At 54.1% G+C, this 17,686-nt stretch carries 16 protein-coding genes; 4 read left to right on the top strand and 12 right to left on the bottom strand.

Annotated elements, in window-relative coordinates:
• Window positions 1-91 precede the first annotated feature (91 nt).
• The 3 genes from FUA23_RS13340 to FUA23_RS13330 all read left to right on the top strand — a co-directional run bounded on the left by FUA23_RS13340 (window position 92) and on the right by FUA23_RS13330 (window position 2,289).
• Window positions 92-547, top strand: a complete 456-nt coding sequence (locus tag FUA23_RS13340; protein WP_147931243.1) for a DinB family protein — start codon at window positions 92-94, stop codon at window positions 545-547.
• Between the two features lie 58 nt (window positions 548-605).
• Window positions 606-1,064 carry a DinB family protein gene (locus FUA23_RS13335; RefSeq protein WP_147931242.1) on the top strand — a complete coding sequence of 153 codons (459 nt, stop codon included), beginning with the start codon at window positions 606-608 and terminating at the stop codon, window positions 1,062-1,064.
• Between the two features lie 124 nt (window positions 1,065-1,188).
• Complete coding sequence (locus tag FUA23_RS13330) at window positions 1,189-2,289, top strand: homoserine O-acetyltransferase family protein (RefSeq protein ID WP_147931241.1); 1,101 nt, start codon at window positions 1,189-1,191, stop codon at window positions 2,287-2,289.
• 55 nt (window positions 2,290-2,344) lie between these two features.
• On the opposite strand, the gene FUA23_RS13325 is transcribed toward FUA23_RS13330, so the two are convergent.
• The 10 genes from FUA23_RS13325 to FUA23_RS13280 form a co-directional block, all read right to left on the bottom strand.
• The gene (locus FUA23_RS13325; protein ID WP_147931240.1) at window positions 2,345-3,139 is read right to left on the bottom strand and encodes a glycoside hydrolase family 25 protein; all 795 of its coding nucleotides are present in this window, start codon (window positions 3,137-3,139) and stop codon (window positions 2,345-2,347) included.
• A gap of 228 nt (window positions 3,140-3,367) precedes the next feature.
• A complete protein-coding gene (locus FUA23_RS13320) occupies window positions 3,368-3,859 on the bottom strand; it encodes a methylated-DNA--[protein]-cysteine S-methyltransferase (protein WP_147931239.1) in 492 nt (163 codons plus the stop codon).
• A gap of 138 nt (window positions 3,860-3,997) precedes the next feature.
• A complete protein-coding gene (locus tag FUA23_RS13315) occupies window positions 3,998-5,416 on the bottom strand; it encodes an NAD(P)/FAD-dependent oxidoreductase (RefSeq protein WP_147931238.1) in 1,419 nt (472 codons plus the stop codon).
• Window positions 5,417-5,580: 164 nt separating this feature from the next.
• A complete protein-coding gene (locus FUA23_RS13310; protein ID WP_246144209.1) occupies window positions 5,581-6,345 on the bottom strand; it encodes a glycosyltransferase family 2 protein in 765 nt (254 codons plus the stop codon).
• A 164-nt stretch (window positions 6,346-6,509) separates the two neighbouring features.
• Window positions 6,510-7,313 (bottom strand): 3'(2'),5'-bisphosphate nucleotidase CysQ, encoded by an 804-nt coding sequence (gene cysQ, locus FUA23_RS13305; RefSeq protein WP_147931236.1) that lies wholly within the window; start codon window positions 7,311-7,313, stop codon window positions 6,510-6,512.
• A gap of 144 nt (window positions 7,314-7,457) precedes the next feature.
• Window positions 7,458-8,495, bottom strand: a complete 1,038-nt coding sequence (locus tag FUA23_RS13300) for a S41 family peptidase (protein WP_147931235.1) — start codon at window positions 8,493-8,495, stop codon at window positions 7,458-7,460.
• Between the two features lie 58 nt (window positions 8,496-8,553).
• Window positions 8,554-9,339, bottom strand: coding sequence for a hypothetical protein (locus tag FUA23_RS13295; RefSeq protein WP_147931234.1), 786 nt, complete (start codon window positions 9,337-9,339; stop codon window positions 8,554-8,556).
• A gap of 106 nt (window positions 9,340-9,445) precedes the next feature.
• Window positions 9,446-10,561, bottom strand: coding sequence for an AraC family transcriptional regulator (locus FUA23_RS13290; protein WP_147931233.1), 1,116 nt, complete (start codon window positions 10,559-10,561; stop codon window positions 9,446-9,448).
• Window positions 10,562-10,663: 102 nt separating this feature from the next.
• Entirely contained in the window at window positions 10,664-13,036 is a 2,373-nt protein-coding gene (locus tag FUA23_RS13285; RefSeq protein WP_246144207.1) for an alpha-ketoacid dehydrogenase subunit alpha/beta, read from the bottom strand.
• Window positions 13,037-13,334: 298 nt separating this feature from the next.
• Complete coding sequence (locus tag FUA23_RS13280) at window positions 13,335-14,087, bottom strand: UDP-2,3-diacylglucosamine diphosphatase (RefSeq protein WP_147931232.1); 753 nt, start codon at window positions 14,085-14,087, stop codon at window positions 13,335-13,337.
• A gap of 133 nt (window positions 14,088-14,220) precedes the next feature.
• Between FUA23_RS13280 and FUA23_RS13275 the strand changes: the two genes are divergently transcribed.
• The gene (locus FUA23_RS13275) at window positions 14,221-14,763 is read left to right on the top strand and encodes an RNA 2'-phosphotransferase (RefSeq protein WP_147931231.1); all 543 of its coding nucleotides are present in this window, start codon (window positions 14,221-14,223) and stop codon (window positions 14,761-14,763) included.
• Here the strand turns inward: FUA23_RS13275 and FUA23_RS13270 are convergent.
• Both FUA23_RS13270 and FUA23_RS13265 read right to left on the bottom strand, forming a co-directional pair.
• Window positions 14,760-16,559, bottom strand: coding sequence for a tetratricopeptide repeat protein (locus FUA23_RS13270; protein ID WP_246144206.1), 1,800 nt, complete (start codon window positions 16,557-16,559; stop codon window positions 14,760-14,762). The genes FUA23_RS13275 and FUA23_RS13270 overlap by 4 nt on opposite strands.
• 196 nt (window positions 16,560-16,755) lie before the next feature.
• On the bottom strand, window positions 16,756-17,685 hold the full coding sequence (locus tag FUA23_RS13265; protein ID WP_147931229.1) for an energy transducer TonB: 930 nt from the start codon (window positions 17,683-17,685) through the stop codon (window positions 16,756-16,758).
• Window position 17,686: the final 1 nt, after the last annotated feature.

Genomic DNA, 17,686 nt, shown 5'->3' with positions numbered 1-17,686 from the left:
GGCCCGACGCGAAGCGTCGGTCTGGCGTCCCGGGGTTTTCACCCTCCCCCCCCCCCGAAGGAGCAGCGCTCCCGACCAGACCACGAAAACAATGCTAACAAACTACCTGGCCAAACATCTCAACACCGTCTACGCTTCTCAACCGTGGTATGGCTCCGGGGTGCTCGAGAGCCTCAATAAAATACCTGAAGAAAAGTGGCACCAGCAGCATGGCCACCGAACCATTTCTGATCTGATCGGCCACGTAATTGCGTGGCGCAATTTTGCGATTGCCCGCCTCGACGGTCGTACCGACTTCGGCATCGAAATGAATACCGAAGAAGACTGGCCGGATTGCTCCGGTCTCTCCAAAGCGATTCTCTTACAGCAACTGGCCGATACGCAAGTGGCGTTGCTCGCTACACTGGAAAGACTCACCGATGCCGACCTGGATACTCACTTCCCTTCTCAGTATGGCTACAGCCGTGGCGACCTCGCGCTGGGGATAATGCAGCACGATATTTACCACACGGGGCAAATCAACCTTCTTGCTAAACTGCTGAGCTAATGCTTGTGCGGGTAACTCCATTGGTGCAACCCGCCTTCTATCATCAAAAGAACCGATCATGACTACCGAATTTTACCAGGAACAATACGAAGTGCTTCACCGCCCGATGCCGATGTTTGGCTCCGGCGTGGAGGAAAGCCTTGAGCCGATTGACGAAGCTGACTTTCACCAACCCGTCGGCCACCGAACCATCGCCCAGCTGGTTGGGCACATTGTGGCCTGGCGGAGAAATACGGCCTTGCGCTTTCGAGGGCTTCCCCGGCCGAAGATCGAACTCAATTCCCCCGAAGACTGGCCAGACTATTCCGGAAAGACGAAGGCTGAAATGCTGGCCGAACTCCGGGAAACGAAAAACGAAATGCTACGGGCATTCGAAGAATTCGATTACGGTAAAGTCAACGAAAAACTTCATCCGGACTATTACTACACCTACCGGCATGCGCTTGACGGGGCTGTACAACATGATATTTATCATCTCGGGCAAATCAATCTGCTGGCCAAACTAATCAGTTCGTAACCGCTCGTGGGTAAGACGCTGTTCTTTACTCGGCCGGTGCACGAGCCTGATATCAAAAATGTTGCTTGCCGTTTGCCCGCTCTTTAGTGTTTTTCTGTTCTAACGATTTACTTAAAAGTTTACCTTGACCAATTACCTTCATATAAACCATCCCTTTACGCTCGAGTCGGGGGCGTCTCTGCCTTACCTCACGGCAGCTTACAATACCTACGGTGAGCTGAATGAGGCCCGCGACAATGTGATCTGGATTTGCCACGCGCTGACTGCTAACAGCGATGCTGAAGACTGGTGGCCGGGCCTTGTTGGGGAAGGGTTCACGATCGACCCCAACCAATACTTCATCGTTTGTGTCAATATGCTGGGCAGCAGCTACGGGACTACCAGCCCGAAAAGCATTGACCCCGATACGGGTAAACCCTACGGGCTCGACTTTCCGCTTGTTACCACCCGGGATCAGGGCCGGTTTTTCGACCTGGTCGCCAATTATCTCGGCATTCGCCGGATTCGCCTTCTGATGGGAGGTAGTATGGGTGGACAGTGTGCCGGAGAGTGGGCCTGTCTGAATCCGGATCGTTTCGATCTGCTTTGCCTCCTGGCCACTAACGCGAGGTTTTCGCCCTACGGGATAGGCTTCAACGAAAGCCAGCGAATGGCCCTGCGGGCCGACCCCACCCTGGGGACCGACGCTCCCGATGCGGGGCGTTTGGGGCTCGAGGCCGCCCGCTCTGTGGCGGTACTCTCTTACCGACATTACCGTACCTATCACGCTACGCAACAACAGCCCGATGCCGATGATATAGACGACTTCCGGGCGAGTAGCTACCAGCGTTACCAGGGGTACAAACTCTGGAAACGCTTCGATCCGACTTGTTACTATGCGCTCACCCGGGGCATGGATAGCCACAACCTGGGCCGGAAACGCGGAGGCGAAGCCGCCGCTTTGCAAAAAATTACATCGCCTACCCTCATCATCAGCATCGATACTGATGTGCTCTTCCCGACCGAGGAGCAATCGTTGCTCAGCCGGTACATCCCCAACAGCCGCCTCGATGTGATGTCTTCCGACTACGGTCACGATGGCTTTTTGGTGGAAACCCCTACCATCGGTCTTTTACTTGCCGACTTTTTGGCGGATCAACTCCAGATCGATGCGAATACCAAGCACGCATTCACCGACAGCCTCAGCGGACGGACGTTCGCTATTCCAGGAACGGAGGAAGTATAAAGGGGCGGGGCCGCAGGTGCAAGGTGTGGGGTTGTTCAGCCGGTTATAGCTCTGGTCACCGTCCAAACCCGGCCAGGTCATCCGTAACGACGACGGGCATTGGCGTTTTTTCTTCGGTCTTAGCCAGGTCTGCAGGACCCGCACCCGGAGAGGGCGGCAGGCACAGCATTGCGAGGTCCAGGTGAGTACCCATGAATACATTGCGGTCTACCCGGCCATTGATGCCGGGGAGCTCGCCCCGGTCGGTGTACTGCCAAAAGTGATAATCACGGCCGCATACCGTCACGGGCTCGTCTTGGTCGTAACGCGCCAGCCAGAGTGGATAGTCATCAAACTGACCAGCGAGATAGCGATTGTAGAAATTTTGGCCGGTATAAATGATGGGCTTTACTCCGTAGCGGATCTCCATCATTTCGGCGAGGCTGTTGACCCGCCGGACAAGCTGTTTGGCGGAGAGTTTACCACGGTCTTCGACATCGATGACGGGCGGCAGGTCCCCCGGGGCCAGGTTGACGGCCGCGAAGTAGTTTCTGGCCTGATGTTCAGCCGTTACTTCGGGGCGGAAAAAGTGATAGGCACCACGGCGGATTCCCGTTTTGCCGGCAAGGGTCCAGTTGGCGAAAAAAGCTTTGTCTTTGAGTTCCTTCCCCTCGGTAGCCTTAATGAAGGCGAAGTCGTGTCCGTCGGCGGCCAGTTCGTCCCAATCGATGGCGCCCTGGTAGTGACTCACATCAATACCGGAAACCTCGTAGCGGTCGGCGGTGTCTGGCCAATCGGGCATACACGAGGTCGTAACCAGCAAAGGAAGTAGGAATACCAGCGATTTGAGGATATTCTGTTTAATATTCAAAGAGACTATTGTGCTGGCAAGATAGGGGAAAGGAGAATAATGGAATGTCGTTTAAGGTACGCTTAACGTATAATTCAGGGTTTTGTCCTGCTCATTGCACCTGCGGCCGCGCCCGGAAAAGGCAAACTTTCCGGGCGCAAACCAGATTGTCGCTCAACCCCCTCCCCACATCGCTGGGCTGGGGAGGAGCAATCGCGACAATCTGGTTTGTGCCTAACTTTCCGGCGTTTAAAACAATGTTCCTTGTTCGCCAAAGCTCAGCGGATTCTCGAGGGCGAGTAGCTTACGCTTGAAATCGAGCCCGTAGAAGTAGCCTTGAAGATCACCCGTTTTTGCAATTACGCGGTGGCAGGGGACGATGATAGCGATGGGGTTACGACGGTTGGCTTGCCCAACGGCCTGCATCCCTTTCGGCGCGCCGACCTTGTCGGCGATTTGCTGATAACTGCACGTATGACCGTACTTGATCTGGGTGAGTTCGTGCCAAACGGCTTTGTGGAAATCTGTTGCGTCGGTCCAGTCAAACGTCAGGTCAAACTCCCGCAGCGCTCCTGCGAAGTAAGCCAGGAGTTGCTCAGAGGCAGCCTTCAGGTGAGGATTGGTCGGATAAGAAAGGTTCTGAGGAGGTTTTGTGTCGGTGAGTCGTACTTCCGTAAGGCCTTGCTCGGTAGCGGACATCCTGAACGTTCCAAAATCAGTCTTTAGCCAGTTGGTGGTCATGGGGAATATGGTCAGGGACCTTCTGTTCGGATAAGCAGTCGCAGGCACAGCGGGCGTTGTGTGGATAAGTATTGTGTTCGGCAGGTGGGAAGCCGTTGAATATGCAACAATTTACTGTAGATAAATTGAATTTAAAAATTAAACGCTCAAAACTGCCTTCGCCGCTAACCTGCCACTCCGGAAAGCTGCATCGAGCGACCCGTTGAGCTGATGGTCTCCGGCAAGGAAAATCCGGTCGGCCACCCGGCATTGGGTAGGAGTGTACTGGTAAGCAACCGGGCTGAGTCTGGGCAAAGACTGTTCTACATCATAGCGCGCCAGGAACCTGAGGCTGTCATTGGGGAGTCGGCTGTGGCGCAGGAGGTCTTGTTCGGCCTGCCCGATGATGCTCTCGCGTGGCATCATGTCGCGGAGGGTGACGGAGATGAGGGAGCCGCCCTGGTGGTTGACTTTATAACTTGGCGAGACTTCGTCCAGCACGCAAAAGGTATTGATCAGGCTGGTGGGGTCAGAAACGAGGTTGATCAGCCGGTTCTCCTTCAGGCGCCGGTTACTGTAGAAGTAAAGATTGGTAGTGCCTTTCCATTGTGTTGACGGGCCGGCCAGCTGGGGGAGAATTTGCTCTGGCGGACATGCAATGATGATGCCGCCGGGCGATTCCAGCTGCGTACCATCTTTTAGAGTAATGGTGGTGCCGCTCACCTCCTGTACTGGCGTATCGCAGCGAATTTCCGTCGTTTTTAGTTGCCCGACCAGTTGTTTCGGTATCGCTTCGATGCCGTCGGCAGGTAAAGCGGCTGACCCCGCCCCGAACATTTTGAAAATAAACCGAAACATCGCAGCCGGGGTGTGCAGGTCCTGTTCTAAAAATATGCCACCAAAGAAAGGTCGGAAGAAGCGCTCCACGATCTGTTCGCTAAAGCCGAGGCTCCAGAGGTAATCAATAGTCCGTACCTCGGCGTAGCCGGGGAAGCAATCCTCGATGGGGGTTCTTCTCAGTTTCAGCCCGAGGCGGGCCAGTTTGATTTTATCGCTCAGGGTTCCAACGGGAGAAAGGGCCGAACGGATAAGCTGCGCCGGCTCGCGCAGCGGATCGGCAAAACGAAAGTGCATTTGTCTGGTGTGAACATGGCCTCCGGGCCGGAATGTCTTAAGATCAAGTGCCTCCAAATCGAGGTAGTGATTCACTTCTGGATATTCCGTAAGCAACACCTGGAAACCGCGGTCGAGAATAAAACCATCTACTTTATCGGTTTTCAACCGTCCTCCAACCCGGTCGGTTGCTTCAAGCAGCAATGGGCTGAAGCCCGCTTTTTCCAGTTCGATGGCGGCTACAAGGCCGGCGGCTCCGGCGCCGATGATGGTTATGTTGGGGGTAGACACAGGTAAAGGAGTAAGGGGTGAAAGGAAAAGAGCGGTAAAGACAAAAGTAATAAAGGTCCCGACTCGCCAGCCGAATTCCTTTTTGCGCTTTGGCATATCGGGCATCTGCTTTGAAAGCAGGCTTTCTGACTTTCGCTGAGAATCGAATCTTTTTACGGCGAAAAAGTTCGCCATATGGGGTGGGGTACTGTCTGTAAATGCTGACGCGAAGCGAAATGTTATGACAAAAGAGCAAATCAAATAATACGTTCACTGTTTCGGCTACCGTATCCGCAGGCTTTTGAAGGCAGACAACAATGACCAGAATAAGGGCTCCGGAGGGAGTACCAGTTCCGGGGCTATGGTTGCTTTTTACTGATGCGCTCAGCCATCATATAAGCATACCGCAGAAATACTCCCCAGGCAAGTACTCCGGAAATGATGAGCCCCTCCCGTCCGTCACGAAAGCCTCCCTGCATCACATAATGCTTGAAAAAACGGTAAACCGGCTTCACGAACAGGTGGTAAAGCCCAACGCGCGGTGTGCGCTCCGCATAATCCTGAGCAGACCACTTGGCGTAGCGCCGGGTCTTGGCCAGGAAGTGGTCGAGGTCCTTGAAGGTGTAGTGCTCCATGCGGCCCTTCAGCCAGCCGACACTGATGCCTTCGGTGATGATTTCTTCGTGGACCTGGTTATCGTTGTAGCGGCAGCGGTCGCGGTGAAAAAACCGGATCACCTTATCTCCGGCCCAGCCGGAGTGGTAAATCCGGCGCCCCATGAAATGGTTGTCGCGGCCGATCCAGTAGGCATCGTGGGGGATTTCCCCGGCAGCCAGCAGGGCTTCTATCTCGGCGCGCAGGGCTGGTGTTACGAGTTCGTCTGCATCGAGAAGCAGGATCCACTCGTGTTTGGCCTGCGCAATGGCCCAGTTCTTCTGGTCTGAAGGACCGACGTATTTGCGTTGCCGGAGGGTTACACCTTCGGTTCTGCGGAGCAACTCTGCTGTTCCGTCATCGCTGAAGCTATCCACCACCACAAGATCATCCGACCAGTTGGCAACGGTTGCCAGGGAGCGTTCGATGATGTCGATCTCGTTGTAAGTCGTATAAATTATAGAGAGCATGGTCAGTAGTATATAGTGGGCAGTGCTCCGAAAACGCTACACCTAACCTCTTTGTCTTAGGTATACAACGCGGCGCTATGCTCACTCACGGGGGGGCGAATGAGTATAGCGACTGGAGAGAAAGCAGCGGCGGCACACTACCCACTACATCTGCTCATTACCCATTAGCAGGATAGTAACTCCTCCTGAACTGCACCGTATCCGATAAAGTGGGGGTTGAGGAGGTTTTCTTTATTGTAGCGCATTTCTTTGCCGGTTCCGTCGTCTACCATCTTACCACCTGCTTCCAGCAGGATGGCGTGGGCGGCAGCGGTGTCCCATTCCATTGTCGGGGCCAGGCGCGGGTAAAGGTGGGCATTGCCACGGGCGAGTTCCATGATCTTCAGGGAGCTTCCGCGTTGCACGATCTGCGGCTGGTCAAACTTATCCATGAAGTCCTTTGTCGCTTGGTTGAGGTGGCTCGCGCTGGCAACGATACGGAGGTTGCTGTCCTGAAGGGTGAAAGAAGCCGCCTGTATTTTTTTAGGCTCACCTCCTTCGGTCAGAACTTCAAAAGCTCCCTGACCGGGGGCTGAGTAGAAAAGCTCGTTGGCAACGGGTGTATAAACAACGCCGAGGATCGCTTTCCCGGCTTCGATCAGTGCGATGTTTACGGTGAAGTCTCCGTTTCGCTTAATGAATTCCTTCGTTCCGTCCAGCGGGTCTACCAGCCAGTGGCGGGTAAACTGCGAACGGGTCGCGTAACTTAGCTCTTTGCCTTCTTCGCTCACGATCGGAGCCTGAAATTCGAGGGCTTCAAGACCGGCAACGATTACATCGTTGGCGGCTTTATCGGCTTTAGTCAGGGGGCTGTCGTCAGATTTCATTTCTACGCCGAAGTCTTCGGTTTCGTAGATGGCCATGATGGCTGCGCCCGCTTTGCGGGCAATCTCGCCTACTTCGGCGGCTAGTTTCAGGTAATCAGTCATGGGGCAAAGGTAAATAGAGGAAAACTGATAGCAAAGAGGAGGCGCGGCCGCTGGTGCAAAGTATGCTTTCAGGCAGTGGTTGTTCCCTGGCCTGGGGCTCCGTAAAACCGTTCTTCTGCACCTGCGTCCGCGCCTGATTTGCTTTTACTCGATGCCGTATTCTTCGAACAAAAAAGTAAATGCCCGCTCCAGTACCCGGTCGTTTTCAGCTGCAATGTCCTCGGCGGAATTGCGGATGAACAGGTCGGGAATATGCCCCGTCCCGTCTATGCTCGTCCCGTCGGGCAACAGGAATTTCATGATCGAATACTGGTATTCCGTTCCGTTGGGAAGAAAACGGCGCATACTTGTATCCGAAAAATCGCCCGACGTCGGTGTCCCGATCAGCGTGGTTTGTTCCCGTGAGCTCATGTAGATCAGAAAGACTTCCGCTGCACTTACCGTAATGTAGTCGGTCAGGAGCACAACGGGTTTCAGGAACTGCCGGGGCCCCTGCCGTCGCAGGAAGTATTCTGTCTTTCCCGCAAAGTCTGTATGGGCCGGACCGTTTCGCTCCTGTACTGTGTACACCAAACCCTCGTGGTCGGCAAAGCGTCCGGCAATAGCTGCGCCTGCATTGTCGTCGCCACCGGTGTTGTTGCGCAGATCGATGATGATCGCATCGTTGTCTCCGATGTTTGTGATCATGTCGTCGATGATGCTTTCGTCCTCGATTTTCATGCCGCCGAGGTAGAGGTAACCGATGTTGCGACCGGTGCAATTGCCGTAGATGTATTCGTTTTCCGAAGAGGAGTCGATGGTCTCGAGGTACTTGTCGATGATGAGCGGAAGGCTGAATTCGGTTGCTGTACGCTCATCTTCCTCCGAGCCTGAGGCGAAGAAGCTGACCCCCGGACGGTAAATGAAGGTATGGGAATCATCAAGGTAGGCAATCATCTGCCGTTGGATGTCCCAAAGCTCATCGGGTAGGGATTGTTGTGTTACCTGCGGGCGGAACTCGGTGTAGATGCTGTCCCAGTTCCAGCCCCGAACCCCGAACAGGGCGTAGTGCCGGTCAAAGTCATTCCAAAACAGCTCGAAATTGTTCTCGGGGTTGTTGGCTTCGTCTTCGCCCAGTACCATTTTCTGGCAACCGGTAAGTGATAATGTGATAAGGGCAAACAGGAAAATTATGTTTTTCATTTGGTGTGGATTTTTTCAGGGGCAATTGCTTATCCGGCATGGCGGATTGGGCCGTTGGTTAGTAGCTGCGGACGGCCTGTACCGAAAAGGTGTTGTTCAGAATTCGGACCGGATCGATCTGCCGGGTGGTGTAGTAGGCGACATCGTACCGGGCGCCCAGCGCCCAGTGCTGGCCGAGTTGGTATTGCCACCCCAGGCCCGCGCGCAGCCCGAAGAAGTCGCCGATGGTCGTCCAGTCACCGCGGGTAATTATCTTAGGGATGTTGTTGGAGTTGTCGCCAATGAATTTATCCCAGCCCGAATAAGGTGGGCGGGAGAGTAAACCGAAAACGGGAAGTGAGGCGTCCGCCGTCAGTCGGTGCTTGTTACCCGTCTTCCAGTTCAGGGCGCCCGCGAGTTCGAAAGCGTGCAAGCCGTAAAAGGTGATGGCTTCGGCCCCGTCGAAAATACTGATGTCCACGTAAGAGCGAAAGTTGCCGCCCAGGTAGTGTTGTTTGTCTTCGTCGTTGCCCGCCAATCCTTTCAGGTAGCCAACGGAGACATCGAGGAGGAAGCGGTCTGTAGCGAGTTGGTTCTCTATGCCGGATTTTAACTCGGTAAGCCCAAAGCCCAAACCGGTGTGCCAACGGTTACCACCTTTGGTGTTACGGGCGTAGCCGAACCCTACCCGAAGCCCGGAGGCCCGGTAGTTGAGGGGCGAGAAGTTCTGGTCTTTAAAGTATCCCTGGTGCAGGCCAAGGCTTATGGTAAATGTGTTGGTGTACTGCGGAGCGTACACGTTTTGAGCACTAAGGGTAATGGAACAAAGCAGCAGTAGCAGCGGAAACAGATAACTTGAAGGCATGGGGGTGCAGAGGTTGTTTTAAGATGTGCCAAACATCGTAGTAAACCTCCCCACGGAACAAAAATATCCGCCACCGGCCTGTCCGGAATTCCGGGAAACCGTGGAATCAGGACGGTTTTTGCTGTTTTCTGTACAAGCCCGGTGTAAGTCCGGTAGCCTTCTTGAACGCTTCGTAGAAAGTACTGCGGGACCTGAAGCCCGCTTCCCGCCCAATTGCCTCCAGAGAGTAGGGAGCGAAGGATTGATCTTTCAACATCAGTTTTGCGGCATCGACCCGGTAGCTGTTGACGTACTCCACGAAACTCTTGCCTACGCTGTCCTGCATGATCTCGGATACGTAACCTTCACTGATGCCCAAACGCTCTGCGACCAGTTGCCGCCCCAGGTCCGGGTTACGAAAGAGTTCTTCTTCCTGCATCAGACTTTCCAGGGCGGGGGCGTAGCTGTTATTGGCGGTTGCAGTTGCTGCAACGAGGACGGGCTCTTCCCGTACGACGCTCCGGTTCCTGTGCAAAAGGTGGTGTATTTCGGTCTGTTCGTCCAGAATCCGGAGTTGGTACACACCTACGTAGGCAATCCACCAAAAGAGCACCGATATGGCGATCCAGATGGCTGCGTACGGATTGTCGATACTCGTTTCGACCCGGACGAGATCCGACAGGAACCATATCGCCAGAATCCCCACCATGGCAATACTGAACCGGACGAGCCATTGTCTTTTCAGCGGAGCGAGCCGGGTATCTGCCCGTGCGAGCCGGAACATCCAACTGATCATGAAGATGTTGTACCACAGAGCGAGGCTGTCTTCCAGGCTGTCGAAAAAATCAAAGCCCGGGCTCTCCGGAGAGAAGGGCAGTTCGTAAACGTCAAAAACGAAGTCGAGGTCGATGACCAGATCCACCAGCAGAAAAACGAAAAAGGGAGCGTACACGAGTGGCAACCACCACGCCCTGAGGTATGGGTGGTCCAGCACCTTCAGAAAATACTGAAACAGGAGAGCAGGAAAGAGAAATTCGAGCATGAGCGACCAGGCATAATCTATCCAGAAATTGCCGAAGTCCTGCCAGCCCAGAAACGTGATCAGGCTCATCATGATCACACTCCAGCCTAAATAGACATTCGTTTCGCTCCGGAAGAACGGAGCAATTAAAATAGCGATACCCAGGAAGAAACCCTGGAGGATGCTGGCCAGAACAAAAAAGTCCGATAAGCTCAAAGACATGGCGCAAAGGTAAACAGGTAGTTGCGCTGGTAGAGACGGTGCTTTTGGCTTTAGGTTGCCTTTAAGCCTTGCCAGGGACCCGTAAGAGGGGCCTGTCTCGTCTTAAAACTCGACCACTTCAAACGAGGCTTCTACCACGTCCATCACCTGAGGCTTACCGGCGTAGTCCCCGTCATCTCCGTACGGAGGGCGGTGCATTGCAGCGGTGAGTGTCTTTACGGCTCCATCAAGGTGCTGGTAGCCTTCCTGCACTTCCAGGATCTGCTGGCGGATGAACGCCGAAGTGCCCCCGGGGGCATCCTCGTCTACGATGAGAAGACGGTTGGTTCGGCTGAGGTGGTCGGCCAGGCGGTGCTCGAGGTCGAAAGGCATGAGGGTCTGAACGTCGATCACTTCGGCGTCAATACCTCTGCTGGCCAGCAGTTCGGCGGCCTCCAGACATATTTTTACACACGCTCCGTAGGTTACAATCGTCAGGTCTGTACCCGGCCGGAGGCATTCAGGGACACCTAGCGGAACCCTGAAATCCGTAAGGTTTTGCGGTACAGTCTCGTGCAGGCGGTAGCCATTAAGAACCTCGATCACTATCGCCGGGTCATCACCCTGCAGCAGGGTGTTGTACATCCCTGCGGCCTGGGTCATGTTGCGCGGTACACAGAGGTGAATGCCCCGCAAACTGTTGATCAGCGGAGCCAGGTAGCTGCCACTGTGCCAGATGCCCTCCAGGCGGTGTCCCCGGGTCCGAACGATGAGCGGACAAGCCTGGGTGCCACCGGTTCGCCAGCGTAGGGTCGCAATATCGTCGGTCAACAACGGAAGTGCGTAGAAAATGTAATCGAGGTACTGAATTTCTACAATCGGGCGCAGGCCGCGCATCGACATACCCATCGCCTGGCCAACGATAGACCATTCTCGAATACCGGTGTCGAAGATCCGGTCTTCGCCGAATTTGAGTTGCAGACCAGCAAACCCCTGGTTCACGTCGCCGATATGGCCTACGTCCTCTCCGAAAGCGTAAAGGGCGGGGTTGTTCTCAAATTTGGCGGTGAAATATTTCTGCAGCAACTCGTACGCGGGTACCGTGGGTTGGCCCTCTTCTGTTTTTGGCGGAAGAGCGGGCAGGCGAACGGGTGATTTTGGCGTTTCACTGAGTAGGTGAGAGCCCATGTCCGTCTTAAGTTCCCGGCGGGCGTCGCGCAGCCATTCCTGCAGTTGTGGCAGCAGTGGGGTCTGGCCCAGTTGGAGCCGGAGTCGGCGCATCTCATCGATCAGTTCCGAGATGTTGGGCATATCGAGGCGATTGATGGCCTCCTTGTATTTGTTGTAAATCTCGATGGAGGGGTCACTGGTGGGGAAGAGGGCCACCAGCTCGTTGCGCCGTTTCTTCAGGCGGTTGTTCAGGCGATCCCAGGCATTTTTGCGGGCTGCCATGACTTCTTTCTTGGCTCGCTTGTCGATCTCGTCGAGGTCGCTTGCTTCGGCAACGCCGGTGGCGATCATCCAGTGGCGAAACTGCACGAGGCAGTCGAATTCTTTCTCCCAGGCCAGCCGCTCTTTGCTTTTGTAGCGTTCGTGGCTGCCGCTGGTGCTGTGGCCGTTGGGCTGCGTCAGCTGGGTCAGGTGTACTACGGCGGCACGGTGGGTGGCGCGCACGCGGGATGCAAGGGAAGGGTAGAGGGCAGTGAGCGCGGGGTAATCCCAGCCGTGTACGTGGTGAATCTCGATACCTCCTGTTTCTCCTTTCTCTTCCTTGAGGCCGGCAAGGGCTTTACTGATGCTGCCTTTGGTCGTTTGCTTCTCGACGGGGACGGATATCCCGAAGCCATCGTCCACTACGGTTGTAATCATGGGAACCTGTAGTACGCCGGCGGCATTGAGGGTTTCCCAGAAAACACCCTCCGAGGTCGATGCATCTCCGATTTCCGTCCAGGCTATCTCGTTGCCGTTGTCGCTGAATCCGGAGGGTAAGCCTTCTCCGGAGCGGTATTTTTTACTCGCAAAAGCGAGACCAAGGCCACGTGCCATCTGGCCGGCAGTAGGGGAGGTCGCACTGCTGATGTTGAACCCGGCGAGGTGATCGAGCCAGTTCCCGTCGTGGTCCACAAACGGAGTGGCATGGTGACCGACCATCGAGCGGCCAACACTGAACGGGTCCTCTTTGGCGTCGGCGTACAACTGAGCAAGGATGTCTTCTACCGAAGCAATCTCCAGGGCAAGAAGAAGGGTGTGCCCCCGGTAGTAATCTGCTCGCCAATCACCGTTTTTGATCGCCCGGGCCATCGCAACCTGGTACAATTCTTTTCCATCGTCGCTGACTCCGAATTTTGCCCTGCCGGTAAGTACATCCCGCCGGATGACGTTGCTGAGTTCCCTGCTTACCCGGCAGATGTGATAATCTCGCAGTGCCGCATTTGGCAGAGATTCCGGTGTGTTTTGTTGTTCTGACAACTTTAATTCGGGATTCTTCGTTGGCAATGGATATGGTTTTGTCCGCGGTCTAGCCGGCGGTGGTCAGGTGATGAATGGTCAGTTCATCGTGGGCATAATAAAAAAATAAAACTCTTCTGCTCTCGGTCAAGAGCTACAAAATTACAAAATTTCTAAAGCTCTCTTTACCTTGAGTTTACGTCTGGGGTGCGGTTTTAGTTCAATCACAACGGATTATGACGGGTTTACCAACCGACATAAGGCTTCTTGTTTCTAATGCGGTTTTTTATATTGTAGTTGGAGAAACCCGTGCGTTAAGATTTTTTACGTTAAAATTATACTTCATTTAAGTTGGGACTGGCCAGAACAGGAGTTTTGCCCCGTTTGTGTCTAGCCTGACGTACGACTGGTAATGTAGCCATTCTCCCAGATTAAGGTAGCGTGATTTTCCGTTAGAGAGCTTAAAATCGATGGGAAGATGGCGGTGCCCGAAGATCAGATAGTCCAGCGTTGGGTCTGCTGCGATCTTTCGTTCACTGTACGCAACGAGCCATTCTTTATCTGCACCGAGGAACTCATCTTCCGGGGGTTGGCTGCTGCGGCTTTTGCCGCTGAAAAAGAAAGCGAGGCGCATGGCGAAGTTGGGGTGTAAGCGCGCGTAGAGCCATTGAGACCAGTTTGCCGCAAAGAGTCGCTTCAGCCGTTTATAACCATAATCTCCGGGGCCCAGGCCATCGCCGTGGCCAATGAGCAGCTGGTGGCCGAGCAGTGTCGTCCTGAGAGGCTTGCGGTGCATCGTTACACCTATTTCCTGTTCGAGATAATCACCGAACCACATATCATGGTTGCCGGTGAAGACATGCACGGGAATGCCAGCGTCAACGATTTCGGCCAGCTTTCCGAAGAACCGCACGTATCCGCGGGGAACAACTTCGGCCCACTCGAACCAAAACTCGAAGAGATCACCGACGAGGTAAAAGGCTTCGGCATCCTTCTTCCAGCAATCGTCGAGCCAGGAGACGATACGGTCTTCGCGCTCGCGGCTGGAAACACGGGCAGCAACGCCGAGATGGAAATCAGATGAGAAGTATATAGCCATTGCCGGCAAAGATAATAATGACCGGCGGGTGCAGTGACGTCGCTTCCCGAAACCATACTTTGCACCTGCGTCAGGGCCCAAAGCAACTTTAGGGGCTGGGGTGTTTGTTATTTATTCAACATAACGCTTGACAATGAACCCGAAAAAAATTATTCGCACCAGCCGCAAACTGAGTCTGGTGTTGCGCCACAAGCCCGAAACAATTGGCCTCGAACTGGACGCCCAGGGATGGGCCGATGTGAAATCACTGCTGCACAAGATGGCGGGCAGCGGAACGGAACTCTCCCTCTCCGATCTGGAAAAAGTAGTTGAAGAGAACGATAAAAAACGTTTTGCATTTAGTGAAGACGGACGGAAAATCCGTGCCAGTCAGGGTCACAGTATCGACATCGATCTGAACCTGGAGCCCCTAACTCCTCCCGCAAAATTGTTTCACGGCACTGCGGTTACTTCGGTTGACTCCATTCTGAAATCGGGCCTGGAGGCAAGATCCCGGCAGCACGTACACCTCAGCCTGGACCTGGAAACCGCTACCAAGGTTGGGGCCCGCCACGGGAAGCCCGTTGTCCTGACCGTCGATGCCGGTGCAATGCACGCCGAAGGCTATAAATTTTACTGTTCCGCCAACAACGTTTGGCTAACGGAGGAAGTCCCCGCCCGCTTCCTGTCCCGCTAAAGCGCGTCTCCTCTCAGTTCCCGGTATTTCTTCCGTGCCTCAACGGCCAGAATGCTGCCGCTGTAATCGATGAAAAGGGTTTCGTAAAGCTGCTTGGCTTTTTCTTTATCGTCGAGTTGGTTTTCGTAAATACCCGCAAGTTTCCAGAGGCTGTTGTCAAGGCGGATACTTTCGGGGTAGTTGTCGAGAATAGATTGGTAACCGGCAACTGCTTCGTCGTAACGCCGCAGTTTAACGTAAATGTTCGACTTGAGATAAACGATGTCATCTTCCAGTTCATGGCCGGGGAATTTGGCCTTCAGCTCATCGAGTTTGGCGAATGCATCGTCGAACTTATTCTGGAAAACCAGAAGCTCCGCGTCAGCGTAAGTTTGCAGGGCCAGGGCACTGGTGTCGAGGCCGAGGTTGTCCATGATAAAGACCGAAAGATCGAGTGCATCGTTAGCGATCAAACGGGAAGTAGAAGCTTTCAGGACATCGAACTGAGACTGTGCCCACTCGAAGTCTCCCCGGAAGTAACTAAGACGGGCATTGCGGAATCTGGCTTCGTGCCCGAGCAGGTCTTCCTTGAATTTTTTGTCGACCTGGCTGTAGAGCAGGGTCGACTCCCATACTTCACCCTGCATCAGGTAATAATCGGCCAGCGAAATTTTAGCCTGGGCCTGAATTTTGGCGTGAACACCCTTGGTTTCGACCACGTCGTTGAGCAGCTTAACTGCTTTGTCGAGGTCGTTGAGGTAAATTGCTTCGAGCTCGGCGAGTTGCATCGCAATACGGGCGGAAGCAGGATTGGTGCCGAATTCTGCGAGGAATTCTTCATAAGCCGCTTCCAGTATTTTCAGGTCTTCGCGGGTGTAGTCGTAGCCATCGGTAATGGCGCGGCGGCGGGTGAGCAAGCCTTCCCGCTTAGCTTCGAGGTAGAGGCCGCCTCCGGGGTTCTTATTTTCCGTGATGTAATCGAAAGCGGCAATGGCGGTTTCGTAATCGCGGGCGTTGGCGGCCATCCGCCCGATGCCGAGGACGCGTTCCCCTTCTTCGTCGAGCCGCTTATCCAGGGCTCTGGCCTGGCGGAGTGCAGATTTATAATCCTTACGTTGGATAAAAACCCAGGCCAGCATTTCCGGATAAGTCGGGTCTTTTTCTCCTGACTCCTGAATGCGGGCGTAAAGCTGTTTCTGAGCTTCCAACAATCCATCTTTATCGAGGTAACGCTGGAAGTACGTCTGAACCTGACGAACCCTTTTTGGCTGATCCCGGATAGCATCGAGGTAGTTACTGATCATTGGCTCGATTTCTCCTTTACGTCGGTAGAGATCGCCGAGATTATAGCTAAAGAGTCCTTCTTTCTTTAAGAGTTTTGCGCCCTTTTCGTAAGCCAGGATAGCGTACTCGTACTTTGTCATCCCGATGAACGCATTGGCCAACTGGGTGATGCGGTACTGATCGGCAGGGAGCTCTTCCACCGCTTTAAGGTATTGCTGCTTCGCGCCTTCTTCGTCAAATTTTTCTTCCAGCAACTGGCCGTACTTGACGTAAAGAGATACCTCTTCTGGCCGTTTGCGTAATTGTTTCTTCAGGGCGCTCTCTGCTTCGTCGTAACGTTGGAGTTGGAGAAGACTGGTAACGTAGCGGTCGAAGTAGAAACTGTTACCGGGTTTTTCCTTAGCGAGAGCCAGGTAAAGCTCTGCTGATTTTTCGTACTCCCCGTCGCGATAATATTGCTGCGCGAGCTGGTTGTTCTGGGCAGAAACGAGGGTAGTAAGGGTAAGGAAAAGTGATAGTAGTAACCAACGCATAAGCCTGTTCATTGGGGGGATTCTATAGGGAGAACGTAAAGCTAACGAATTTGAACATGAGCTAGTTGTCCGGGGCGGGAATGATGTTTGCTTGCTTGGGACTCAGGCGGGTGAAAATATCCTAAACGAAAGAAGCCGATGAAGTTCCGTTAGGGGAACGACATCGGCTTCTTCTGTAATAAGGAAGAGATTCCTTCTACTCGAGTTTGAACTTCACCGGGAGGTTGAACTGAACGCGTACGTTCCGTCCACCCTGTTTACCCGGGCTCCATTTGAGGCCCTTGGTGTTCATAAGTTCTACTACGCGGAGTGCTTCTTCGCCGGTTTTTGCACCGGGGTTACGCACTACCTTGGCATCGGTTACCGAACCGTCTTTCTCTACTACGAAAGAAACAACGGCCATACCTTCAACACCGTTCTCACGGGCAATGGCGGGGTACTTGATGTTACCGTAGATAAATTCGAGCATCTTCTTATCAGCACACGCTTTTTGCTCAGCGTAGCTGCCCATGTCTTCACAACCTGGGAAGAGTGGCATTTGCTCTACCACCTTAAAGATCTCCTCAACCTTTGGCTTCGGGGGTGGTGGTGGTGGGGGCGGTGGGGGCGGTGGTGCCGCTTCCTCCTTCACTTCCGGTGGAGCTTCCATCACGGTTTCTTCGTCGATAGAGGTATCCTCGAATTCCGGTGGGTCTTCCTCGATGAGCTCTTCTTCCGGCACCTCCTCAATTACGGGTGGTGGTGGCGGTGGTGGCGGTGGTGGCGGTTCGGCCGTCCGTGGTGGCTCCATTTCGATCTCTTCGTCGAGTTCGAGGGCGCCATCGGGAATAAAAATTTCTTTAGAGTACTGGGTCCAGCCAAAAGCGAGCAGGGAAAGACCTACCGCAAGAGCGAGACCGAAGTTAAAGAAGGTGGAGCTGAGGCTGAAAACATCCAGACGCTCGTACTTCGCTCGGTTGAGGAGGTACGATTTGTCCGCATTGTCAGCCGCCTGGTATTCCCCCTGAAGCGCCTTCTCCGTCCGCTTACTGTACACATTTCTCAGGACGAGAATCATGACAATAAACAGCACCAAAAGAGCTGCCAAAGTTCCTGCCAGGGCACCTCCGGAAAGAGAGATATCCATG

This window comes from Neolewinella aurantiaca (genome assembly GCF_008014675.1).
GTDB lineage: Bacteria > Bacteroidota > Bacteroidia > Chitinophagales > Saprospiraceae > Neolewinella > Neolewinella aurantiaca.
The sequence above is the reverse complement of the archived record's forward strand: the minus strand, read 5'-3'. Positions and strand labels throughout refer to the sequence as shown.

Coding starts and splice junctions, on each gene's coding strand:
- FUA23_RS13340 (WP_147931243.1), top strand. CDS start 92: ATGCTAACAAACTACCTGGCCAAACATCTCAACACCGTCTACGCTTCT.
- FUA23_RS13335 (WP_147931242.1), top strand. CDS start 606: ATGACTACCGAATTTTACCAGGAACAATACGAAGTGCTTCACCGCCCG.
- FUA23_RS13320 (WP_147931239.1), bottom strand. CDS start 3,859: ATGACCACCAACTGGCTAAAGACTGATTTTGGAACGTTCAGGATGTCC.
- FUA23_RS13315 (WP_147931238.1), bottom strand. CDS start 5,416: ATGGCGAACTTTTTCGCCGTAAAAAGATTCGATTCTCAGCGAAAGTCA.
- FUA23_RS13310 (WP_246144209.1), bottom strand. CDS start 6,345: ATGCTCTCTATAATTTATACGACTTACAACGAGATCGACATCATCGAA.
- cysQ (WP_147931236.1), bottom strand. CDS start 7,313: ATGACTGATTACCTGAAACTAGCCGCCGAAGTAGGCGAGATTGCCCGC.
- FUA23_RS13300 (WP_147931235.1), bottom strand. CDS start 8,495: ATGAAAAACATAATTTTCCTGTTTGCCCTTATCACATTATCACTTACC.
- FUA23_RS13295 (WP_147931234.1), bottom strand. CDS start 9,339: ATGCCTTCAAGTTATCTGTTTCCGCTGCTACTGCTGCTTTGTTCCATT.
- FUA23_RS13290 (WP_147931233.1), bottom strand. CDS start 10,561: ATGTCTTTGAGCTTATCGGACTTTTTTGTTCTGGCCAGCATCCTCCAG.
- FUA23_RS13280 (WP_147931232.1), bottom strand. CDS start 14,087: ATGGCTATATACTTCTCATCTGATTTCCATCTCGGCGTTGCTGCCCGT.
- FUA23_RS13275 (WP_147931231.1), top strand. CDS start 14,221: ATGAACCCGAAAAAAATTATTCGCACCAGCCGCAAACTGAGTCTGGTG.
- FUA23_RS13270 (WP_246144206.1), bottom strand. CDS start 16,559: ATGCGTTGGTTACTACTATCACTTTTCCTTACCCTTACTACCCTCGTT.
- FUA23_RS13265 (WP_147931229.1), bottom strand. CDS start 17,685: ATGGATATCTCTCTTTCCGGAGGTGCCCTGGCAGGAACTTTGGCAGCT.